This is a genomic window from Waltera acetigignens (assembly GCF_025567015.1).
In the GTDB taxonomy this organism is placed as follows: domain Bacteria; phylum Bacillota; class Clostridia; order Lachnospirales; family Lachnospiraceae; genus Acetatifactor; species Acetatifactor acetigignens.
Map to the genome: position 1 here is coordinate 64,501 of NZ_JAOQJO010000015.1, position 24,409 is coordinate 88,909.

Annotated in this window: 25 protein-coding genes; all 25 read left to right on the forward strand. The window is 38.7% G+C overall.

The window, feature by feature from the left end:
* Positions 1-105: 105 nt before the first annotated feature.
* The 25 genes from OCV96_RS14020 (at position 106) to OCV96_RS14140 (ending at position 24,358) form a co-directional block, all read left to right on the forward strand.
* Positions 106-348, forward strand: coding sequence for a transposon-encoded TnpW family protein (locus tag OCV96_RS14020; RefSeq protein WP_117466579.1), 243 nt, complete (start codon positions 106-108; stop codon positions 346-348).
* A complete protein-coding gene (locus OCV96_RS14025; protein WP_119623859.1) occupies positions 345-2,333 on the forward strand; it encodes a DUF4368 domain-containing protein in 1,989 nt (662 codons plus the stop codon). Before OCV96_RS14020 ends, OCV96_RS14025 begins: the two co-directional genes overlap by 4 nt.
* Positions 2,334-2,351: 18 nt before the next feature.
* Positions 2,352-3,314 (forward strand): ParM/StbA family protein, encoded by a 963-nt coding sequence (locus OCV96_RS14030; protein WP_262594754.1) that lies wholly within the window; start codon positions 2,352-2,354, stop codon positions 3,312-3,314.
* Complete coding sequence (locus OCV96_RS14035; RefSeq protein ID WP_262594755.1) at positions 3,315-3,803, forward strand: hypothetical protein; 489 nt, start codon at positions 3,315-3,317, stop codon at positions 3,801-3,803.
* A gap of 693 nt (positions 3,804-4,496) precedes the next feature.
* Positions 4,497-4,850, forward strand: coding sequence for a hypothetical protein (locus OCV96_RS14040; protein WP_178015653.1), 354 nt, complete (start codon positions 4,497-4,499; stop codon positions 4,848-4,850).
* Between the two features lie 63 nt (positions 4,851-4,913).
* The gene (locus tag OCV96_RS14045) at positions 4,914-6,353 is read left to right on the forward strand and encodes a relaxase/mobilization nuclease domain-containing protein (RefSeq protein ID WP_178015655.1); all 1,440 of its coding nucleotides are present in this window, start codon (positions 4,914-4,916) and stop codon (positions 6,351-6,353) included.
* Positions 6,354-6,447: 94 nt separating this feature from the next.
* Entirely contained in the window at positions 6,448-7,188 is a 741-nt protein-coding gene (locus OCV96_RS14050; protein WP_117466573.1) for a LytR/AlgR family response regulator transcription factor, read from the forward strand.
* A gap of 3 nt (positions 7,189-7,191) precedes the next feature.
* Positions 7,192-8,484 carry a sensor histidine kinase gene (locus OCV96_RS14055; RefSeq protein WP_117466572.1) on the forward strand — a complete coding sequence of 431 codons (1,293 nt, stop codon included), beginning with the start codon at positions 7,192-7,194 and terminating at the stop codon, positions 8,482-8,484.
* A 114-nt stretch (positions 8,485-8,598) separates the two neighbouring features.
* Complete coding sequence (locus OCV96_RS14060; protein WP_227733551.1) at positions 8,599-9,831, forward strand: DUF4885 family protein; 1,233 nt, start codon at positions 8,599-8,601, stop codon at positions 9,829-9,831.
* Between the two features lie 239 nt (positions 9,832-10,070).
* Entirely contained in the window at positions 10,071-10,352 is a 282-nt protein-coding gene (locus tag OCV96_RS14065; RefSeq protein WP_227061400.1) for a hypothetical protein, read from the forward strand.
* A gap of 9 nt (positions 10,353-10,361) precedes the next feature.
* Positions 10,362-10,949, forward strand: coding sequence for a hypothetical protein (locus tag OCV96_RS14070; protein WP_117466571.1), 588 nt, complete (start codon positions 10,362-10,364; stop codon positions 10,947-10,949).
* Between the two features lie 147 nt (positions 10,950-11,096).
* A complete protein-coding gene (locus tag OCV96_RS14075) occupies positions 11,097-11,609 on the forward strand; it encodes a hypothetical protein (RefSeq protein WP_118539631.1) in 513 nt (170 codons plus the stop codon).
* Between the two features lie 19 nt (positions 11,610-11,628).
* Positions 11,629-12,705: a hypothetical protein gene (locus OCV96_RS14080; RefSeq protein WP_117466569.1), complete on the forward strand. Its 1,077-nt coding sequence runs from the start codon at positions 11,629-11,631 to the stop codon at positions 12,703-12,705.
* Positions 12,705-13,370, forward strand: a complete 666-nt coding sequence (locus OCV96_RS14085) for a hypothetical protein (RefSeq protein ID WP_227061399.1) — start codon at positions 12,705-12,707, stop codon at positions 13,368-13,370. Before OCV96_RS14080 ends, OCV96_RS14085 begins: the two co-directional genes overlap by 1 nt.
* Positions 13,371-13,550: 180 nt before the next feature.
* Positions 13,551-14,297 carry a DUF6033 family protein gene (locus tag OCV96_RS14090; protein ID WP_172594765.1) on the forward strand — a complete coding sequence of 249 codons (747 nt, stop codon included), beginning with the start codon at positions 13,551-13,553 and terminating at the stop codon, positions 14,295-14,297.
* A gap of 47 nt (positions 14,298-14,344) precedes the next feature.
* Entirely contained in the window at positions 14,345-14,986 is a 642-nt protein-coding gene (locus tag OCV96_RS14095) for a hypothetical protein (RefSeq protein WP_227061398.1), read from the forward strand.
* Positions 14,987-15,332: 346 nt separating this feature from the next.
* Positions 15,333-16,046, forward strand: coding sequence for a LytR/AlgR family response regulator transcription factor (locus tag OCV96_RS14100; protein WP_055193281.1), 714 nt, complete (start codon positions 15,333-15,335; stop codon positions 16,044-16,046).
* Positions 16,043-17,413, forward strand: a complete 1,371-nt coding sequence (locus OCV96_RS14105; RefSeq protein ID WP_118539627.1) for a GHKL domain-containing protein — start codon at positions 16,043-16,045, stop codon at positions 17,411-17,413. The genes OCV96_RS14100 and OCV96_RS14105 overlap by 4 nt, the downstream gene beginning before the upstream one ends.
* A gap of 226 nt (positions 17,414-17,639) precedes the next feature.
* Positions 17,640-18,440: a FlxA-like family protein gene (locus OCV96_RS14110; protein ID WP_117918503.1), complete on the forward strand. Its 801-nt coding sequence runs from the start codon at positions 17,640-17,642 to the stop codon at positions 18,438-18,440.
* A gap of 21 nt (positions 18,441-18,461) precedes the next feature.
* Positions 18,462-19,217, forward strand: a complete 756-nt coding sequence (locus OCV96_RS14115; RefSeq protein ID WP_227061396.1) for a hypothetical protein — start codon at positions 18,462-18,464, stop codon at positions 19,215-19,217.
* Between the two features lie 95 nt (positions 19,218-19,312).
* Complete coding sequence (locus OCV96_RS14120; RefSeq protein ID WP_117465020.1) at positions 19,313-20,080, forward strand: hypothetical protein; 768 nt, start codon at positions 19,313-19,315, stop codon at positions 20,078-20,080.
* Positions 20,081-20,155: 75 nt separating this feature from the next.
* Positions 20,156-21,187: a DUF4885 family protein gene (locus OCV96_RS14125; RefSeq protein WP_118538121.1), complete on the forward strand. Its 1,032-nt coding sequence runs from the start codon at positions 20,156-20,158 to the stop codon at positions 21,185-21,187.
* A 62-nt stretch (positions 21,188-21,249) separates the two neighbouring features.
* The gene (locus tag OCV96_RS14130; RefSeq protein WP_243026378.1) at positions 21,250-21,885 is read left to right on the forward strand and encodes a DUF6033 family protein; all 636 of its coding nucleotides are present in this window, start codon (positions 21,250-21,252) and stop codon (positions 21,883-21,885) included.
* Between the two features lie 110 nt (positions 21,886-21,995).
* Positions 21,996-22,664 carry a DUF3879 family protein gene (locus OCV96_RS14135; RefSeq protein ID WP_117465022.1) on the forward strand — a complete coding sequence of 223 codons (669 nt, stop codon included), beginning with the start codon at positions 21,996-21,998 and terminating at the stop codon, positions 22,662-22,664.
* Positions 22,665-22,816: 152 nt separating this feature from the next.
* Positions 22,817-24,358, forward strand: coding sequence for a hypothetical protein (locus tag OCV96_RS14140; RefSeq protein WP_119623857.1), 1,542 nt, complete (start codon positions 22,817-22,819; stop codon positions 24,356-24,358).
* Positions 24,359-24,409: the final 51 nt, after the last annotated feature.

A 24,409-nucleotide genomic window follows, 5' to 3' on the forward strand; every position in this document is an offset into this window, starting at 1 on the left:
GGAGCAAAAAGGCTATGAAGTATGGATAAATAAAAGCTTCGGTTACACGAAACGGAAGCATGAAACAATTATAATTTTTATCAGAGAGAAAGGCAAGGATTGATTATGGAGGCAGAAAAACTAAATAATGGCAATAGAAAGTCCGGCTCATGTGAAGCTGGATTTTTTTATCGCAGGATTGGTGGGACAGTTTACAAAATCAGGGTATTAACGAGTGAAAACAGTACAGATACCTTTTCGGACAAGATTTCCCATATTATTTCAAGAGAGGTGCTGACAGAGAAAGCGGATTATGATAAGATAGAGCTACCACAAATGAGTCAGTTGCCGGAAGGGAGTTCGGCATGAACAGAACCAGACAGACAACTGACAAATCGAAAAACAGAATAACTGCTCTTTATGAGCGATTCTCAAGGGACGATGAGCTTGCGGGAGACAGCAACAGTATAGTGAACCAGAAGAAAATGCTGGAGGACTATGCAAAGAGTAATGGATATACCGATTTGGTGCATTTTACAGATGACGGATATTCCGGTGGAAATTTTGACAGACCGGGATGGAAAGAAATGCTCCGGCAGATTGAGGACGGAAGCATTGGCACAGTCATTGTAAAGGATATGAGCCGAGTCGGCAGGGATTACCTACAGGTAGGATTTTACACGGAGGTATTCTTTCGGGAAAAAGGTGTCCATTTCGTTGCTATCTCTAATGGTGTTGACAGTGATATCAACACCAGCAGCGAATTCGCCCCTTTTTTAAATATCATGAACGAATGGTATCTGCGTGACTGCAGCCGCAAGATAAAGGCAGTATTGCAGGCAAAGGGCAGGGACGGGAAACCAATTACCAACAATCCACCATACGGATATATCAAAGATCCGGAAGATAAGAATCACTGGCTCATTGACGAGGAAGCTGCGGCAGTTGTCCGCAGGATATTCCGGATGGCAGTTGAGGGAATCGGACCATATCAGATTGCAAGGATACTGACTGAGGAAAAGGTGGAAAAACCTTCATATTATCAGGCAAAGCGGGGATATGGATGTTACAAGAACCGGTGTGATATGTCAAAGCCATATGAATGGGCAGGAGTAAGTGTCGTAAGAATGCTTGAAAAACCGGAATATATGGGAGATACTGTGAATTTCCGTACAAAGAAGCTTTCCTATAAGGATAAGACTGCTGTAAGAAATGACAGTGACGAGATAGTGGTCTTTACGGATACCCATGAGGCGATCATTGACAGAAAAACATGGTATATGGTGCAGGAGCTTAGAAAGACCAAACGCAGGATAAACACAGAGGGCGAGACAAATCCGTTTGTGGGTAAGATTTTCTGTGCGGACTGCGGTGGAAAGATGCATTATCGTAATGAGGGAAAGCGTGCCGGAAGAAACTGGAGAGGACTGCCGGATGGCAGTGTCAGAACAACTCCAGCCTGTTATAACTGCGGCAATTATAATAACAGCCATGACCAGTCAGGAAAGGTCTGCTGTTCGCACAATATACAGGCAAAGGTGATTGACCAGCTTGTGCTTGAAACCATTCAGTATGCGTGTAAAAGTGTAAGGATGGATGAGAGAGCATTTGTCGAAAGCATCCGCAGTGCATCAGAAATCCGGGAACAGAGTGAGGCGAAGAAGCTGAAGGCTGCGTTAAAGCATCAGGAGAAGCGGTATGCAGAGCTTGATATCCTTCTTAAAAAAGTGTATGAGGACAATGCCCTTGGCAGACTGCCTGACAAAAGATATGAAATGCTATCGGCAGGGTATGAAAAGGAACAGGCAGAACTGGAGCAGTCCATTAAGACATGCAGGGAGCAACTTACGCAGTATGACGAGGATACAGACCGGACGGAGGAATTTCTGGCACTAGTCCATAAATACACGGATATCACGGAATTAACACCTGTCATCATCAATGAATTTGTGGATAAGATACTTGTCCACAAAGCGGAAAAGATTGATGGCGAGCGTGTGATGGAGATAGAGATTTACCTTAACTTCATCGGTAAAGTGGAACTTCCGGCACAGGAACTGACGGAAGAAGAACTGGCTGAAATAAAGGAAAAACAAAGACTTCGTGAGCGCAATGCCATGTATCAGAGGCGGCGCAGGGCAAAGTTCATGCCAAAAACAAAAGCAATCCGTGCAAAGGTGCAGGAGGCTGAGATAAAAGAAGCTTTGGAGAATGCGAGTGCAAAAGCGGAAAAACTGCTTATGGCAGATAATGATACGCATATCGCAGAGGTAGTTGCCGGGGAAAACAAAGTATATGTTGATACCGGGATTTTCCCAACAGCAGAAGAGGTAAAAGAAAAATATGCAATTTAAGAAAGAGAGGATTTTATTATGACAGAGAAAATCAGAGAATATAAGATGAACGGGAGTCTGATTATTGGAGTAGATGCAGGCTATGGTAATTTTAAGACCGCAAGAAGGGTATTTCCGACTGCGGTAAGTGTGAGTGATAAGGCTCCGGTATTTGCCAGAGACTTTATTGAATGGAATGGCAGATACTATATCATCGGGGAAGGACACAAAGGATTTGTTACAGACAAAGTGACAGATGATGATAACTATGTGCTTACAATGGCGGCAGTTGTGAAAGAGCTGGAAGCAAGAGGCTATACGGACAGAAGAAATGCTGTCCGTATCCACCTTGCGGTAGGACTTCCGCTGAAATGGGTGCAGGCACAGAGAGATACCTTCCGGGATTATATGATGAAAGAGAGAATTGTAAAAGTCGGCTACAAGGACAGAATCTATGAAATGGAGTTCACAGGCTGTACGGTAATGCCGCAGTGCTACTCTGCGGTAGCGGAGAACCTGAAAGACTTCAAGGGAATGAACCTTCTTGTGGATATCGGAAACGGAACAATGAACCTGATGTATCTGAACAATGGCAGACCTATGGAAAGCAAGTCCTGGACAGAAAAGCTGGGAGTGTATCAGTGTGAGAAAGCTATCTTAAATAAGGTTCGTGATAATACCGGAACGGAACTGATGCACGAGGTAATTGAGAATTTCCTCCGCACTGGGGAGACAGATATTGCACAACCATATGCAGGTTTGATGGTGGAAGCTGCAAAAGAGTATGCAGTGCAGATTTTCCAGAAGCTGCGTGATTATGAGTACAATGAGCAGATGATGAGGCTGTATGTTATGGGCGGTGGTGCAAGGATTGTAGAGGCATTTGGCGAGTATGATATGGACAGAGTGACATTTGACCATGATATCAGAGCTAATGCAAAGGGGTATGAGTATTACTGCTATATGATCTTAAAGCATCAGCAGAGAAAGAAGGCGATGTAAATGGCAGAAAAATCATGGAATAAGAATGTCCGATTTAACCGGAACAGTGAGAGTGCAATGCAGGCATGGAGCCTGCTTCACTCTGATGAGGTGGAAAAAGAGTTTAAGTCACAGAATGAATTTGTTATCTGTGCCATCAATGACTATTACGAAAGGCATCTGCGAAAAAAGCGTGATCCGTATCTTGAAACAAGGGAAAAAGAAGATGCTTTTGTGGAACGCATCGTAGCGCAGGTGGCTGAAAAAACATTGGCAAATCTTCCGACACTGGCGGGAATGTATCTGATTCAGCAACAGGCAGTGCTTACGGCAGGATTTCAGAGCACTGTGGCAGGTGCAAATGCAGGTATGCCGGTAATGCCAAGCCCTGCAAATGGCAATGGAAATGGCAGAATTAAGCAGGGGCATACTGCCGAAGCGGTTCTGGGGGAATCAGCAGAGGAAGAACCGGAGGATAATGAATTTCTTGATTACAGCTTTGGTGTGTAAAGCAAAAGTGCAGAAGATTCTATGGGATGAAGGCTATAAAGCCGGAAAATATTGATACCACCTTTGCAGGTGGCAATATTTATCCGGTGGGGGTTCTTAGGGGGCTGTGCCCCTTAAGCAGGTAGCACCGATGGTGAAGACAATGAGGAAGAAAAAGGAAGCGGGGATGCCGTAAGGCATTTTCGCTTCCTTTTTTTGACGAGTTGGCAAGCCAGCGGTACTACCTGCCTATATCATCCCAACCACATCGAAACACAGGAGAGAGATTTCTTCTGGCAAAAAAAGAGATGTGGGAAAGCCAGTCGGAGCGGTAAGCGCAGAATGGCTTTCGGAAGTCTGCTGTGTTTTTTACAGCAGGCTGACAGATGGGATGATGTGCCCTGCCTGCGGAGAATTTCTAAACAATGGCTGCGGTACAGCTTAAAAGCGGCAGCATATGGCAATAATAATGTGGCGGAATGTAGCCGGAATTACAGATATAGCTATATCCATACAAAAAAGTGGAGCCACAGTCAAAGAAAGAGGGCACACCCGCAGTAAAGGGTTATATCATCAGGCAGATATGTAGCCAGATGGATATAAAAACAGAATAACAGGATGCAATGAGCAGATATGTGATGTATGTCATGTGTCTGCTTTTTTCATGTGACAGGAAGTGACTATTACACTTTTTAGACAGATAGGAGGACTTATATGGCAAACAGAGCAAGAGACAAGGTTATCTACATTCGAGTGGATGAAGCATTAAAAAAGAGATTTGACAGGATAAAGGAAGCAAGCGGATATAAGGGAAATGCAGATTTCCTTAACTATCTTCTTGATGTATATGACGGAAAGCGTGTGGATGGTGTGACACTAAAGGATATCCGGGAGCTGCTGGCACAGGCAGTGCATGAAATGAAGAAACAGGGAGTCAATATCAACCAGATTGCTTATACCATCAATATATATCCGGGAGTGTTCTCGGATATTCAGTTTCAGGCAACCAATGTATTTTTAAAGAAGATAGAAGACCTGCTGTTGAAGATTACAGAGAAGTTGTTATGAGATAAAACGACAGCAGAAACAAGTATATAAACAAGAATAAAGAGGAAAGAGAGGTACATTGTAATGGGCGATGTATATGGCAATGTAAATGTGAATTACAGCTATTGCAAATCGGTGGCACAGCTGAAAAGTGCTGCCGATTATATTTTAGGCAGAAGAAAAGAGCAGGTGGAAGATGGTGTGGTAAAGACAGAACCACACCTGTATAAAGCTTTCGGCTGTAACCGAGATAACTTTGCAAACAGCCTGCTTATAACAAGAAAGATGCATGACAAAAGGTACAGCAGGTATAAGCAGAAGGAGATACTGGCACAGAAGCTTTCGATATCCTTTCACCCGGAGGATAATGACAGACTGACCTATGAGCAGGCATATAAAATAGCAGAGGATTTTGCGAGGGAGTTCTTCTGTTCAAAAGGATATGAGGTATTGCTTGCAGTGCATACAGATACAGCACATACACATGTGCATTTTCTGGTGAGCAACTGCAATGTGAAAGATGGAAAGTCCTTCAGACGGGGACCGGCAGAGCTGAAGGAAATGTGCAGATATTTCGGGGAACAGTGCAGGAAGCGTGGACTGGTTCATTCGTATCGTGACAGCTATTATGTAAAGGATAAAGACAGGGAGCGCCAGAGCTTCGCAGAATATCAGATGAAAAAGCGTGATAAGCTGTCGTTTCGGGAAGAAATAAAGGTGCTTCTGCGAAATGCCATGAACAGACCGGAGAATAAGACTTTGCAGGATGTGATTGATTATGCGAAGGTGTATTATCTGATGGATGTTCGGCTCCGGGGCAATACCATATCCTATGCCCTGAAATACAGGACGGATAAAAAAGGAAAGCCGATGGCGGTCAGAGGGAGCAGGCTTGGTGCAAGATTTACTGTCGCAGGGATAACTGAATATCTGAAAAAGAAGGAAAAAAGCAGACTGGAGTATGAACGCATAAAGGCTGATATCGAGCAGGAATCCGGAAGATATGATGATTATGCGGAATGGGATATATCTGATGTTAAGGAAAGTGTCGGTATAGATACAGCAGGGAGTGTTCAAAAGGAATATGAAAAGCCAGAAGGGGATATCAGTGTATATGAGGGCTTTGACCGGTTCTGTGAGAAAGAGAACATTCGTGATGACGAGGAGGAAGTGTTCTATGGTGCTGCGTTTGATGAATTTAACCGGGAGTGGCAGGGAATAGCATTAGAAGAACAGACAGAACCGACTTCCCATAAAGAAGAGCAGGAGATACCACCAGATTATACGAAGATGTCCATACAGGAGCGTGTCAGACAGCTTCCGCCGCCAACAGAGGACACGTCACAGGAGTTTGAAGCATATAAGAACAGGATGGGATATGATGCGGCTAAGATGAAGAGTATCCGTTATAAGATGAGTGTATATGATGAATTCTTAGAGGAACTGGAAGCCAGAAAGAAATACCATGGAACGAAAGCGTATGGCAGACAGAGCACGAGGAAGCGTGACAGAGGGGAAAGGTAAAAATAATTTTGATGATCATACCATATCGGCAATTATAAAAAGTGCCGATATGGTATAATAGAAAAACAAAAGTTATTACAGGGAGGAGATTGGATTGTTAGAAGTAGTGATATGTGATGATGATAAGGAAGATCTTGACAAAGCGACGCTGATGTTGGATAAGATTCTTTCAGAATATCAGGTTCAGTATCAGATACGGTCGTTTCTGTCGGCGAATGAGCTGCTGAACAGTAATGACAAGATTGATATCGGAATACTGGATATTTCCATGGAAGAACTGGGCGGAATTACGCTCGGAAGAAAGCTGAAAGAAAAAAATCATGATATAAAAATTATATACATCACCAGTTATGAAGAATACATGGCACAGGCGATTAATAAGGTACATGCGTTTTCTTTTCTGTGTAAACCGATCAATGAAGAAGAAATGAAAACGCAGATTATGGAAATTCTGGGGCAGGAGAAATATCCGGAAATAGAAAAGGAATTTGAAATACTAGATGAATCAGGAACAAAAGCAGGTTGTGTTTGTTTGAAATTAAACGAGATATTATATTTTGAGTACATAAAAAGATCCAGAAAAGCAGCAATTATTATGGAAGATTGCAGATATGAATGTGAATGTACATTTGAAAATCTTGTGGAAGAATTACATCCATATGATTTTGCGGTAAATCACAGAGGCTGTCTTATAAATGTGAGACATATTGAGAAGATACAGGGATTTCATATTTATCTGGACAATGGGAAAGAACTGTCCCTTGCACAAAAAAGAAGCTCTGATTTTCGGGAAGAAATGAATAAATTTTTGCAGAAAACCCAGAGGAGAGAATAGAAGATGGATAAGATTTTACTTGTGATATGTAATGGACTTTCCTGTTTTATTATCTGTACAATTCTTTTTCAATTTATGAATGAAAGATATAAGAAAAGTTACAGCAATAGAACTTTGTATATAGCGGCAGAGATAGCGATGGGAATTACTGCATTTTACATAAATATGCTGAACTTTGCAATATTGAATCTGCTGATATGGTTTGTTGGAGTTGGTGTAACGGTATATTTTCTGTATTACGAAGATGCAGACAGACCAATCCGCAGAATTACTGAGAGTGAAGTACTGGTTTTATGTATGTCTGTATGTGAAACGCTGGGAGTGCTTCTGTTACACTGTTTTTTGCAGATTGGTGGAATTTTAAATATTGATGTTGTCATGCAATATTGTCTGGAAGTGGCATTTTCAAAGATAGTGCTGATTTTCCTATACTATGTTTTGATAAACAGATTGATAAAAAGGACAGAGGCAGCCTGTTCCAGAGAACAATATATCATATATGGAATCATGTTTTTTTACAGTCTGGTCAATATGCTTGTGATTGTGCAGAATTTTAGGGATGGGCAGAAAAGCTATCTGTCAGCGGTAAATATGGGGTGCATCGTTTTAGCTGACCTGTATCTTTTGTATTATGTCAAAATGGCAGACGAAAAGAAACACTATGAAAACCGCGTAAAGGCATTGGAGCAACAGGCAAAAATGCAGTATGAGTATTATCTGGCACAGACTGAAAAATATAATCAGACAATACGGATATTACATGATGTGGATAAGCATATCAGGGCTATCGAGAATTTGTATGGAACAGAGAGGGAGCATACGGCTGGCGAATATGCAGAGGCAATCAGAAGTACACTGGCACCACTGATTCCTATGTCTTACACAGAGAATCCGATATTGAACATTCTGCTGACAGATAAAAATGCTGTCATGCAGGAGAAAGGGATACATTCGGACATTAAGATAGACAATGTAGAATTATCTTACATAGAGCCGATAGACATAACAACTATTTTCGGAAATCTGCTGGACAATGCGATTGAAGCTGCTGCAAATGTTGACGGAGAAAAATACATTTTTATTAAAATCAGTGCCTATCATAAGATGACGGTAGTTCATATAGAAAACAGTTGTGGAAATGTAAAATGGAAAAAACGTATGCCGGTATCAGATAAGGGAAAAGGCAGGGGGATAGGACTCTTAAATGTGAAACAGAGCATAGATAAGTATGATGGGAATTTACAATTAAAACAGGATGGAAACAAATTTGTAGCAGATTTGTTTCTGAATTCGTAAAAAGGGCGGTTTCGTCCTTTTTTTGTGCTCAAATCGTAGTTGGTGCAAAAAAATCGTAGTTGGTGCAGAACGTATAAAATATGAGAAGAATAGTGCCGATGAAATTATAAAAGAATGGAACATGATATAAGTCATATTAAGGATATAGGTGATATTATGAATATTTTTTTTAATAGTCGAATTTATACCAATCAGTCATTCATTAATACGCTGTATGGGCAACAACGAAAAACTACAAGAAGTCAAGATGCAGGTTGCAGCGGTACAAGAGATACTTTAACGATAAGCGCATCAGGAAAGGAAAAGCTTGTAAAAAATACAAACGGAAGAACACATAATACAAATGTTGACAAAAGCATTGACTTAAAATCCTATATAGCTTCAGCCCAAAAAACAAATCAAAAAATAATTGATAATGCAGGGACACAGATTAATGCGAAAACAAGTGAATATATGAGTACAGGTAAGGCTTTTAGGGGAGCATTAACGGAAAAATATTCAAAGCTTGCCGCAGAAGCAAAAACACATTCCAATCCTGAAAATTATATTCATGCCAAGTATTTTGATAAGAGTTCAGATTATTATGAGACTAATTTGACCGATACAGAACGAAGGATTGCATATAATTATGAAATACAGATGTGGCGAACAGGAAAGATAAATGGTGTAAATTATCAGGATTCTTTGTTTAGGGGAATTGAAGTAGATGGTGACAGTGTAGATTCGGATAAAATTCAATTTGAAAGAGCATTGGTAAATTCGCAAATTTCAAATATTTTAAAGCAGGCTGGTGTAGATACATCTTCTATTACGAAAGATTGTACTTTTACTGTTGATCCATATAGTTATGAAATAACGGTAGACGGTGTAGATGAAGAAACAAAGATGCGGATGCAAAATGCATTAAATGTGGGAGATAACGGAAAAAATCTCTATAAGCATATTTACTATTGTTCGACACAAGATGGCTGCGAAAGCACTCAGATAACAAAAGAATCAAAAATGAAATACGAAGCATATCATCAGGTGTATAGTTATACGGGATATGAATTAGATAAGCTTGAGGAGAAAAATGGTACATATTACACAGAGTCAGGAGAGGACATATTGGATTTAGTTAATCATGCTGTTGAAGATACTGGAAAGGTTCCAAAAGAGTATAAGCAGCAGATGAAAAATTGGATACATGATTTAGTTTCGACTATGTCAGTAAAAGGCTGGAATAATGTGTCAGATATGACTTTGAGCATCCTATATGGTAAAGGTGGGTTAAAGGATATGAAACAGTTAATATCCTATCAATGTGATGCTGATAATAGGAAAAGGGCATGGTATTCTGTGACTTAGAAACAATAGTTACTTAACGAAAAGCGGAGTTTAAACATTTGATGCATTGGCAGAAAGGTAAAAACATGAAAATATCTAATTATATCTAATTATATGGATAATGCAAATCTGATAATGAAAACAAACGCTAATAAAATTCAGAAAGAAAATAGTCAGACAATGGATATACAGAATTAGACGAGAAATGACGAATAAAAAGATAAATAGTATTTATGAGGCGGAAAGATGGAGGATGTTTTATGAATGTAACTGGAGTAGGAAGCACCTATAATTTCATTTATAACACAAAGACAGGTAAATTATCTACAAAAGATGGCAGCAAAAATGAGTTTGTTGATTTTTGCAATGGAGATGTAAAGGGAGAAGATACAGAGACACTGAATCATTTTGATGAACATACAAGATATCAGTTTACAAGAATGCTGTATGCATATGGAACCGGGATGACAGGACAGAATCCTTTTGCCGATGATGAGGAAGTTGAGATTACAGCGGATATAGACAGTGCAACAGAGAGGTGATTCAATTAAATGGAAATATCAAATAATTATAGCACAGCAAAAGTGTGGAACACATCGAATAAAAATGTTTCTAAATCTTCTGAAAAAAACAAATGGAAATTAACGGATTCTTTAAAAGAGAAGATTGTTGATCTGGCAAAAAAAGATGCACAGGATAATGTATATATGGGAAATGCATTTATGAATTTGCGGAAGGCGGAAGTAAGCAAAGTAGCCCCGGATAGAGCTGCCTTAATTGGAAAGTTTAGTCAATCAATGAATTCCGGTAATATGTCAGCAATGAAAGAAGTTGAGGAAGCAGACAAAAAATGGCTCTGTATGCTGTTTGGAATACCTTATGGGGCAAAATATCAGGGAACAGGGACAGGCTCGGCAATTCATGTATACAATGAAGATGGTGAAGAAGTTTTAACTTATACAGGGGGAGTAGGCTGGCAGGAAAAAGAAACAAAAGCAGAGTCACAGGTGCATTCAGCATTGAAAATGACATATTATGAGGCATTTAGCGAGGCGAGAAAAGCATTAAATAGTGAAGAAAAGGCTGGCAGTATAAACGAAGACATAATATCACAAGGCAACTTCGATATGAAAGCGTAAAATGTGTGATTTAATAATGTGTCTTATATGGGAATGAGCAATGTATGGCAATGTTCAGGAAACAAAAAATCTAATGAGCCATTATGAAAGTGACGGTGATTATGTTAATTATAAAGTGTCATGTGATTAATAAGGAGGACTTGCACTATGCAGATTAATTCTAATTATTCTATGAATGGCGTGTCGTATGAAACTAGACATAAGCAGAATAATATCCCTCAATTTAGTACGGAATGTGCGGTTCAGAAAAATGAAAATATAAATCCATATATGGCAGAAGCAGACTTTGATGAAAAAGCATTTGATATGATTGGACCGAATACTCCACGGGATGTAAAAGATGCATGGATGGAAGCTGCTAAGGATGTAAATGCAAACGGCATGGGAATAAAGAAAAATGGAATGTTGAGCCATATATCGCAGATGATGGTACAAAGGCTGAATAAACAGCTTAAAGGAGATGGAGATGCGGATAACATCGACATTTTGGGAAATACAACAGAGTCTGCAATTCAGGCAACGAGTCAGGCTCTTTACGATTTAGATCACCCACGGGAATATGTTCCGAAAAGTATCGAAGTTCAGCGAGCTTGTATGAAAGAAAGAGAGTTTTATGTTGCTTTTCTGGAAAAATTAGAAAAACTAAAAGTAAGTTGGTAGCAGTTAGAGAGGATAATGTATGAGAGACAGTACACTTTACATCGGAGCGCTTGCTTCAAACAACGTAAATAATATTGTAAATGATGCAGGCAAATATGATGAATACAAAGAAAAGGTAAAGGATTTGACAAAAGAAATCCAAACCAGAAAAGACACTTTTGAGAAAATGGCAGAACCACTGGTATATGTATGTGACTGTTATCAAAAATTTAATGTAGTGACAGGGATGCCCAAGAGTACCTTCGGAGATTCCTTTGGTTATGATATGCAGAAAGATATATCCAGTCATATGACCGATTTTTATGCCGGAAAGGTGAGCAGAGAGGAACTTAATTCCTATTTTGAGGAATGTTGTACTTCCATGCGTACCTATTGGACAAGTCAGCACCAGACATCTGGAACCAATGAAGCAGATAATACACAGATCGTAAGTGAGATGTATGAGATATTTGCAAAAGAAAATGCAAGGGCAGCAAGTCTGGCGAACTATCAGGAAGGAAAATCATTGAATGAGAAATACTATTCTGATAGCCACAGTGACTGGACTTATTATAATTCAGATTATTACTATCAATGCAATGAAACCAATGCGGCATTGAGGGAATCTGTCCAACAGATGACTGATAAATGGAAATTAGGTGAAATTGACTGTGATAAAATCGAAGCAAATTCCAGCCTTACATTAGACGGTGGTTTTGATTTTAACAGCACATGGAATTTTGAATTTAGAAATCAGGCTGGCAGGAGCAGTCTGGCAAAGGAATCAGCGATACCGCCTGAGAATTTTAAGATGTTTTTCAAGGAACAGGTAACGTCTTTTACAGAGGACAATAAATTTAGTGGAAATCTGAAAATAACAATCGGAGAGAATAATTACGATTTAAAGGTTCCGTTTCAGACGTTACGCACCGAATCGGAAGGGGAAATTCGCAATGTCTGGGATTTAATGGAAGATTATTATCCGAAGTCAGAAGACACTTTTAAAGTTAAAAATTTCCTGGGGAATATGTCTGTATTTACACGATGGTACGCATATGAAACAAGAATTAACGACATATTTGGTGATTATGAAGTGTCAAATAAGGAGTTGAGTTAATGAGTGTATTGTTGTCAGGTATAGGAGCTATTAGAAAAGAACAATTAATTTCCTCATGCAGTAACGGAGAACCGAATTGGTCTTTTATTCCAACAAAAGGGAAAAGCTCAAAAACGCAGACGGAATTTGTTAGTGAAATTAGAGAACTGGCACGACGAGCAGCTACGACAACAAATAAGACAGAGTCAGAATATATTTCCAGACAGGTTCTTGGTTTACGGGCAGAATATCTATCAGATGTTGCACCTGATAGAAAGCAATTATATGAACAGGCTAAAAATACTATAAAAAAACAAACTGGCAATCCGAAATGTAAAGGATGTGGAGAATTATCACTATTGGATTTTTTGGAGAAGGCAGAAGGAAAAAGCAGTAATTTTGCTGAAAAACAGTTTGCACTGGCAGGAGGAGGAACATTGAATTGCCCAATTCTAACTACTGGTGGTTATGGTGCTGAAATTCAGTATCAGGGAGTAACGGTATTATCTAATCTTGGAAATGGCTGGGGCTATGAGATGACACCAGCGGAACTTGCAAAAAAAGATGAATTTTATTCTATTTATTGGAGCGAATATAATTTCGTAAAAGAGAATGGAAGTTCAGAATTGAGAGAGATGCCGGATTATTTGGATCAGGATAGACCTTCTTTTGAAGCCAGAGCATAAAATAAATATTGTGCGCAAGGAAAAAATGAGCATAGGAGCAGTGCCAGGTGGCACTTTTGATTTTTCACGTGAAGTCCAGAACTTTATGATAAGATTCATAATCGAAACAATTATGCCGATATATAGAAAAGAACAGGTAAACGGATTTACGATGTGATATGTACAAGGAGGACACCGGATATGTCAATGAATGTAAGCACAACCACGGCTGCTTATGCAAGTTACCAGAACAACTACAAGACTGGTACGGCAAATAAGAAAAAGAAACAGCACAAACAAACAGAAAATACGAAATTAAAGAAAAATACGACTGAAAGCATCGCTGAAAAAAATCTCAGTAAAGCGGCACAAAAAATGCTGGAGAATTTGCGTGGATCAAGAAACGACATGGATTTTATGGTTGCCGATTTTGAAAATGGTGATAATGCCAAAGATATTTTAGCCCAAAGTGATAAGGAGTATACGGTTATTTTCTCAAAGGAAGAAATGGAGAAGATGGCGTCTGATCCGAAATATTATGCAGAAAAAATGCATAGCATTGAGGGAGCTTTGCGCATGTCAGATGAAATCAATGCCCAGTTCGGATTTGAAAGAACATTCGGTAAGACTAACGGCAATGCAGATGCTGATACAAAAATAACAAAATTTGGCATCTCTTTTAATAGTGACGGAACTACAACCTTCTTTGCACAATTGGAAAAATCATCAGCCAGTCAGAAAGAATATCTTGAAAAGATTCAGGAAAAGAAAGCTGAGGAGAAAAAAGAGGCAAAGAAAAAGGAACAGTCCAAGCAAATCGAAGTACGAAAAACTACAGTTCAGGAAAATTCAAAAGAAGAACTTTTGGATAAGATCAAAAATATTGACAGGGATTCTATCAAACCGGAGGAGAATAAAATCGGCGGAAGGGTTGATTTTTTGATTTAGTGAATTTGGAACAGATGAAATATATGCCAATATGGAGGAATAATATTATGCAGATAACAAGAGATAATTATTCGCAATATGCTCAAATGGTTCAGCAGATGTTCGGGAAAAAAGCAAGTTCAAATGATCCGTTAGCACAATGTGATTATGGTAATTTCTCATTAAGATTTAAGCCTGTGGACATTAATTTTACCAAACCAAACTGGGATACTATCATGACAAAACGAGATAAACCAGCGATGTCAGAGGAAGAATTTGACGAAGCAATAAAAGAACTTGCAAGAAAAGAGTTTGCTACTGGAAAAAGGGATGATGATGCTTATCGAAAATTGTGTATGCAGCATGGAGAAACAGTATCTCCTGATAGAAAGGCTATATATGAATCAAGCATGAAAAAAACTGGTGGCAAAATGAATGCTGCATGTATGTTTTGGGATTCAAAAGGTAATAAAACGCTTTCTTATAATCCAGAGTCAAGAAACTGGAAAGCTATAAGTACAGATGAAGAATTTGCAAGAGCAAGAGTGTTTACATCAATTTATAATGATGAGTTAGCCCGTTTGAAGGAAGAGTATGGCGAAAAAGCGAAAGGAAATGTTTCTTATAGCAAAATAAAGGCAGATATATCCGCAGAGGAATCAAAGGAAAAGAACAATAATGAAGGAAATACTATTGATTTGCAGATTTAGATTGTTGATTGCGTTTTAGTAAATAGTAGATAAAAAACGGAAAGATATTCATCGCTGGTAGCGGCATTGAGTTCATAAATTACTACTACTCTAGATAAAAGTAGTATTCCGATAAGTTAAAAGATAAAGCAGATGCAAATAGACACGAATCCCAGCGTATACCAATGAAGGAGTTTATTTCATTTCTTTAATAGTGCAGACATGACTAAAAGACAGGGCAGTGAACCAATAATGGTTTACTGCTCTTTTCACAACAAAAAAAGGTCATTTCACAACAACTGTGGCAGATATAATCTGTTCGTCCGATATAATAAATATATTTATCAGACAAAAAGGAAGTGGCAAAATGCAAATAGCTATCTGTGATGATGAAGTATCTATGGTTCAGATACTGGAAGAAAAGATAAAAAAGTTATTGCCGGATGCGGTTATAGATAAATATTTATCGGGTGATGAACTGATCGCAAGTGGCAGTAAGCCGGATATTCTTTTTCTGGATATTCAGATGCCGGGAATGGATGGGATGGAAACGGCAAAGATGCTTCGTCAGGACAATGAGAATATGATACTCATTTTTGTGACAGCAGCAGAGGAGTATGTTTTTCAGGCATTTGATGTCGGAGCATTTCATTATCTGGTTAAGCCATTTTCCGATGAGAAATTGAAAGAGGTTGTGACAAAGGCAGTCCATAACATAAAAAGGAGTTCCAGACTTGAAAAAGACGAAAAGTATATTATGGTACAGACCGCCGGAAGTCATATAAAGATTTTTCTGCGTGATATTGTGTATGCCGAGGTGTATAACCGGAAAGTTATTATCCATACACGAAGTACGGATATTGAATACTATGGTAAATTACAGGAATTAAGTGATATGGCAGGAACAGATTTTTTCCGAACACACAGAGCCTATCTTGTACATTTTAAATATGTAGAAAAATATGATGCAACTTGTGTAACTATGAAAAATGGAACTGCATTGATTGCAAAAAAGAATTATCCGGAGTTTGTGAGGAGGTATCTGAAGTATAACCAGAGGAAAGGAAATGAAGTCAGATGAGTTTAGTGGAAAGATGTTGGATGATCACATCGAAGTTTTCTGTTATTGCAATTTTGATTATTACAGGAATCTGTTTTGGTGTTTTTGTATATCCATATATGAAAAAGAAAAGGGAAGCTGCTCTGGTCAGTATTGTTTATATTGGAATTATGTCTGTGCTGTATCTGATACCGCAGCAGATTGGCAATTTTTCTGCATATATGCTGGGGGTTGTGGCTGCATTTCTTGTGATGTATGTACAGGACAGAAGAAACATCTATCAGAAAATATTTCTTGCAGTGACATTTTTTTCTATCCGTTGGCTTGCGGTTGCAATGGCAGACAGACTGGATGATTTTATCACAAAAGCTCTGGTTTTTGGGAATACGATTGCAGGAAGACAATGGCTGCAATATGGACTTTATGTTGGAACGAGAATTCTGGATATTGTGCTTTGTATCGTTTTCCTTGCAGTTGCAATCGGTCTGATCAATAAAGCATATGTATACAAAAATGATGAAATGAACGTTAAAGAGCTGGTAATGCTCATCATACCTTCTCTTGTGGGAGTTACAGGATATGGCATTCTGCAATATTATCTGAATATTTATGAAAAAGATACAGGAAAGAGCCTGACAGATACCTATGGATTTTATGGAGCTTTAAGCTTTGTGCATTATTTTATCTCTATCATAGCAATTCTTGTTATGACTACGATGTTTCAAAACTGGAAGGTGGCACAGGAAGAACAGACAGGTCAGGAGCTGGTATTAAATCAGGTCAGTGATATGAAAAAGCATATCGGGGAAGTGGAAAAGCTGTATCAGGATATCCGCAGCCTGCGTCATGACATGGGGAATCATATACAGATGCTGGAACATCTTGTGGCAGAGAATCATATGGATGATGCAGCAGAATATATGGAGCATTTGAAAAAGGAGTGGAATGAAATATCTCCTGAGATAAAAACGGGGAGTCCTGTCATTGATGTGATTCTGATGGAAAAGTTAAGAGAAGCAAAGGAAAAGCAGATTCGTTTTATATCAGATTTTCATTATCCGGGGGATACGAAATTAAATGCATTTGATTTAAGCGTGATCTTAAACAATGCACTGGATAATTGCATGGAAAATGTAAGTGGAGAAAATCCTTATATCAGTATCTCTTCTTTTCGGAAAAACAGTATTTTTATGATAACCATAAAGAACAGATATGAGGGAGAGTTAAATTATAAGGACAGTGATCTGCCGGAAACAACGAAATTCGGGAAGGAGCATGGAATTGGACTGCATAATATCCGGAGGGTTGCAAGGATGTATATGGGAGATATATCTTTAGAACAGGAGAATCAGGAAGTGGTTCTAAGTATTATGTTACAGGTAGAATAAGGACAAAAAGCACCTTCGAGGTGTTTTTTATTTGCTTCACAACAAAAAAAGGGCGGTTCACAACATCGCTGTTTATTGTAAAGAAAGATATGCCGAAAAATCAGTAAAGAGAAATCATGTTGTACGATTTTTAAGGAAACGGATTTCAGAATTTAAGCTCAAGGAGGCCAAATCATCTCCTCGCCATGGGGCTCGGATTTTGCTTCGCAAAACAAGGAGGATTAGAATGAGAATCAATGGATTTAGTGGGACAAATACGCAGACAGGAACAATGGGAATGACACAGGGGAATGATTCTGTAAGTAAAAATATTCAGAATCAGATTGCAAATGCACAGCAGAAGCTACAGGATTTATCATCGAATGAAGAAATGTCATTAGAGGATAAGATGAAAAAGCGTCAGGAGATACAGCAGGAGATTAACAATCTCAATCAGCAGTTAAGACAGCACCAGATCGAGCAGAGAAAGGAACAGCAGAGTAAAAATTCGTCATCTATGGATGATATGGTGGCTGGAACAAGTAACACTTCAAAAAAGAAAGACACCGGATTGTCACAGGCAAGTATGCAGGCGATGATCTCCGCAGATTCTTCCATGAAACAGGCAAAGGTGCAGGGAAGTATGGCAACACAGATACAGGGACGTGCCAGTGTGCTTGAATCTGAAATCAAACAGGATGCCGGAAAAGGAAATACTGAGAAGAAGGAAGAAGAACTGGCAGAGCTGCAGGCAAAGGCACAGTCTGCGACAGCAGCACAGATGTCTACACTTGCAGATGCAAATAAATCAGTAGAAGAAGCTGCAAAAGCGGAGAACAGCAATACAGAAGACACTGCAACAAAGAACAATACTGATAAATCCGAGAAAACACAGGAATCTGCGGGGGCTGCGGCAGAGGAGACAGACAGCGTAAAGAATACGGATATCAAAGGGGAAACACAGGTGACAGTAGAAACACCGACTCTGGAAAATGCACAGAATGCAACACAGCAGGCAGTGTATACACCGATTGATATTCGTTTATAGTTGGTAAAGGAGAATGGTATTATGTCAGAGATTAAGAGTTTTAGTGATTACACAAGTAAATATAACAGCAATGTAGATTATTCCGCATTATTTGGAGGAACTTCCGACAGTTCATCCGTAGGAAACACCAATATGCTTTCTGATTATGCTGCGATTAAAAACGGAAGCTATGGAAAACTTATGAAAGCATATTATGCAAAGCAGGATGCAGAAAAATTATCGGGGAAAGGCGATACTTCACAGAAGCTTACACTGATGAAAACAAGTGCGGATTCCCTGAAAAAATCAGCAGATGCACTAAACGATGCGTCACTCTGGGAAAAAAAGAAAATAAAAAAGAAGGATGAAAAGACCGGGGAAGAAACAGAGGTAGAGGATTATGACTGGGATGCAATTACCAAAAAAGTGAAATCTTTTATTGATGATTATAATGATGTTGTTAAGGAGGCAGGAGAATCCAATACAAAAGATGTCCTTAGAAATGCTTCATGGATGACAGGCATGACAGACAAAACCAGTCATTTACTTTCTAAAATAGGTATTACCATAGGAAAGGGTAACAAGCTGGAGCTGGATGAAGATGAATTGAAGAAAGCAGATATCAGTTCATTGAAAACGGTTTTTACAGGTTACAATTCCTTTGCAGGCAAAACAGCCCAGAAAGCAACTGGTATATCAAATGCTGCGAACCGCGCAAGTGCGACTTATACAAACAATGGTACATATTCTAAAAAGGATTCCTCTCTAACGTCAAGTAAGATAGATAAGGAAGTATAGGAATATTGTATGAGTGACTAATTTGAGCAAATGTATATCACTAATTAGTAAACATGAAAGTGAATAGGCGATTGCGAAATGTGAAAGGAGCGGATATGAAAATATTTCAAACACCTTCTTACGATAGGTTTTGTTTATTCGAAATGGAAAGAAAGAGTAAAGATTTCAGAGGTATGGATGACAATGTTGCTTATAAAAATAAGCAGATAGACAATGTAGAAATATCGAATGAAGGAAGGCGGGCATTGCGGGAAAAATTAAGAGAAGTAAAGCCAAAGGTTGAGGAACCGATAGGATATGAATTAACAATACAAGATACAAATGAGGTTGAATGGGAACATTATACTTCTATGAGAGAATATAGTGGACTGACGTTAAAAGACGGAAAATACAATCTAGAAGATGTGATGAAGTCTATGATGGATGCTTATGAAACGCGTTACAATTATATTGTGAAAGAACATGAGAATGGAGAACGTCGGATTTCTTATGATCTCACAGGAGAAAATTCATTAACACTTGATGAAGACTTGGCAGGTTTAGACAGGGCATATAATAAGCGATTAGCAAATCTGGCGGGATATATTGTATGTCAGCAGACAAATGACGGTTCTAAATTCTTTCAAACAACTAATGTGAAGAAGAATACAGCAGAACAAAAAGAATATATAGATACTGCGGTATCCATGATGGAGAAAGCACAAAAAAGATTTTTAGAAATGCGTGAAGAACCGAAATACACAGCAGGAATTGCAAAGAGTGTAATTGGGGATATTATGAGTAGCGATAAGAACTTTATGGAAACGACTCAGAGGTTATTTGCTAAAACAATATATCACAATGCTAAAAAAAATATTTTCTAGAGACATGAAAGGTTGTTTAATGTTGTAAGAGAATGTTGGCAGTTGTTATGAGACTTATATAAGGTAGGGGATAGTATGGTTACGGTAAATAATTATTACAACAATATACCAGTAGGCAGGGATTTAAATAATCTGCCAAACACTTCCAGTGCAGGTACAACTGTAGGTTATCAATATGATGGACTTACCGAGGAAGATCGTTTCGTACAAAAAGTTTTGCAGGAGCATTATGATAAAGTGTACAAAGAAAATTTGTCTCATTCTGATCCAATGGCATATATCGAATCAAAATATTGTGATGTGACCTCACCTAATTTTTGCTCATATATGACAGAAGATCAGCGTTCCATAGCTTACCGCAATGAGAAAAGAATGTTACAAACAGGGGGAAAATATTCGGCTGGATTTGCCCGGTATGATTATGCATTAAGAAATTACAAGGATGTATATACAGGTGCTTCAAGAAGTACAGGTTATATACGCAATACTGACAAGGAAAAGCAATATGCAAGAAGTGTTGTAAATCAGCAAATTTCAAATCTGTTTTCAAAAAATGGAATATCATTATCAAAACAAGCAGATTTGACATTTTCTATTGATCCATATACATATCAATTAACTGTGTCAGGAAATGCAGATAGAGACACATTATCGCAGATAGAAAAATTGCTGAATGAAGGAGATAATGCAAAAAATATTTGGACGCATGCGTGGATTTGTATGCATGATTCAGACAATGAAATTGTTAATTCGCAAGCAAATAGGACAAAGGCGAACCAATATTCTTTATGGCATGAAGTGTATGAGACAACAGGGTATGATGCACGCAATGCGACATATAGAAATGGTACTTTTATTGCAGAGGATGGCACAGATTTACTTGCCTTGTTTAAGGCAAAGGCTAAAAATGGCGCAGGGTATGAACTTTATTCTAATAGATGGTTGGAATATGCTAAGAATGGCTGGAAAAAAGAAAATGATTTAGTATTGAAAATAGGATTTGACAGCAGTGGATTGTATGATATAGGGCAGGAAAGAGGGTATGGAGCAACGCAGAATATGTGGATGAAAGGTATTAGTCAAAGTATATTTGAAGCTAGCGTGTGATCAATATTATATTGATTCTGAGAGAAATCCAACAGGTGGCATAGTTGGAAGGACTCCGAATAATGAAAGGAGTTAATATGGCAGTTACAGGAATAGGAACATATTCGTCATATACGAATAGTTATGGCAATACACAAAATGCTGGAAACAAAACGGGCAGGACATATAAGAATGCTCATGAATATAAGAACTATTTAACACAAAAATACGATTGTTTACGAAGCAGGGATTATTCTGTAAATATAAACAGTTCTCTTTTGTCAAAGGCTATGGGAGATGAAAAGACAAAACAATGGTTGGAGTACAATTTATCGCTAATACCAAAAACAATAGAACAGTCAAGAGCTTATGTGGCAGCAAGAGGAGCAAAGATACTGAGTTATAGTATTACTATAGATGGATATGATAGTATGAGTTCTGTAATGTGTACTCAAGATGAAGTTGATCCTGGAACAGAAAAAGCAAGGAAAGAACTTGAAGAAAGACTCGTGAAAAGGAAAGCAGAAAAGAAAGAGACAGAGGAAAGACTGGAAAAACAGCGTGCCGAAAAACAGGAGCAGGAAGAACGGCAATATAATCTGAAAATTGATGGAAAAGATGTAACTGACCTGACAGGAAAAATGGTGGAATTGCTAGGTACTTCAACTTCTATAGGAGTGATGGAAAATGGAGTTTCGACATTTGATGTGCTGGCATAGGAACTTTGATATGAAACCGTAAGGTGTGCAATTAAAATAATGACTTATGCTAGAACATAAAATAGACAAAAATAAATTTGCAATGTGGAAACAGACAGGGAGGCTGTTTTATGTCAAGGATAACGGATTATGCTTTTTTATTTCAGAAATCATTTGGAACATCAGGAGTAAATGCAATAGGTAGTTTTCAGTTGTCACAGCTTAATAGCAGTTCTGTTCAATCACAGCTAAAAGCTGCTGGAATTAATACGAACAGTAAACAGTATAAAGCAGCTATTAAGAAGATGATGTCTGCCGGAAATGGTGCGATGTATGGCAATATTCAGGGAATAAAAAATCTGATGAGTCATTATGATAAGGATGGAGATTATATTAATCCTGTAAATGGATTGGCAGGACTTTTGGTGACAGATGACAACGAGAATTCGAGAAGAAGGATCATATCAATTCCGGATAGCAGCAAAGAAGAAATGTATGAACTGACAAAAAAAGAATTTCTGCGTGAAAATGGTGTATGCAATGGTGATACAACAAAACGAACAGATGTGTATAACAATTTGTATCGCAAAATGTCCAAAAAGGACAGGCTGGCTGCCGGGTACACCCTTGAAAAATATGAGAGAATTTACAGACAGGCTTTTTATGATGCCGCAAAAAAGGCTGATCCTAACTGGGAAATTGGTAAGCCAATCAAAGCTGGAGCACTTGATGATGTTACAAGAGAGACTGCAGAGACAGGAAAATCCCCTGCACAGGCAACACTTGATACTAAAATCTAAAGCGTATAAACTATTCTTTTTGAGAAACAAAGGTAATCAGCTATATTGAATTAACAGATGGTATAAAAGTAATGGAAGGCTCTCTTATGAAAATAGAAGCAATTTCATAAAATCTTACTTACACACTTGACAATATCCCTCTGAGGAAACAGATGAAAAAGATATTACAGAGAATCGGACTGCTGGCAGCGGCGGTGCTGCTGCTGTGGGGTTGGCAGGGGATGAATGCTAAGGCGGACGATTATACGGGAAACTGGACAGTTGATAGAACCGGATTAAAAAACTGTCATATAATGCTAAGTACTATGATAGATAGTAAAATGTATGATTGTTTTTCTATATACCCGGGAGATGACAGTTATAATGGAAAAGAATATTGGTTTTTGACAGCACCGAAAGTTGTATATTCTACGGATGATGTTAATGAAATAGAAGCAAGTGCAACCTATGACAGCGTTCAACAATGTTATTATTATCGGCTTCCAAATCATGGAACAGGTAAAATAGTTATGACAGGTGAAGCAGTCAATCTGGAATTTCATTCTAGCTTGTCGGAACCGGCACAGTTGGTTTCAAATGATGAGAAATCTTATTTTTTGTATGATTTAAAAATAAATTCATATTATGATTTTTCTAAAGTAAATGTTTCATTTAATTTCTATGATGGAGCGGGTTACCGTGCAGATGACATTTTTGATGCAAAAATCATAAATTATAGTGAAGATAACAGAACTGCAACAGTGAAGATTAGCTATAAAACAGAAAACTGTGCCAAAGTGGCGGGATATAAGGTGTATGCAAAAGCAGTATATGATGATCCACAAGGGGATGAACATAGGAAAACAGATATAATGTCGTTTAATGTTGGCACAGTTGATCGGACAATCTCCAGTCTGGACATGGTAGTCACCCCACCGGTAGCCGGACAGCCCTTACCTAAAAAATGGCAGATTAATACGGAAGGAATTACTGATGTTACGAAGAACAGTATTTTGTGGTTGAAAGAGGGAAATGAGAATGAGGCGGCAATCGGCAATGCTGAACCGAACACAACGTATTATGCAATTCTGACCTTGGTTGCAGAACGTGGCTATAAATTCAATCATGACAGCATCTGGATTGTCACAAATCCACAAGTGGAGTATACGTCAATTGACTTAGCTGAGGGACGGTATCTGACATTGAAATATACCTTTACAACGGGAGAGATTACAAATACTACAGATAATACAGATACATCAGCTTCTGACAGTGGTACCGATGACAGCCAGGAAGATCCCTATAAGATCATCGAAGGCACCAAGGGTACCTGGAACGGCAGCACCACGGAAGGCCTGACCATCCGCGGCGATGGTGATTTTGCTAAATTCGCCGGTGTCCGTGTAGACGGCAACTGGATCCCCAGTGCCCACTACGAAGCAAAATCAGGTTCCACTATCGTGACCCTGAAGCCTTCCTACCTGGCATCCCTGTCAGAGGGTGAACATACTGTGGACACCATGTGGATCGATGATTCCGCCAGCACCACATTTACAGTAGCTGCAAACACCGCAGCTGCACAGCCGGAGCTGGACAGCGTGCCCAAGACCGGAGAAGGTGTGATGGGATGGATGCCCGAGGTACTGCTGTTTGCAGCTGCAGGTCTGGTGACATTCGGCGGACTTCTCTGCAGACGTAGTAAAATTCAACTTTAAAGGGAAAAACCACATAAAGATTGTGTAAAAAGTAGATATATTTTTAAATTG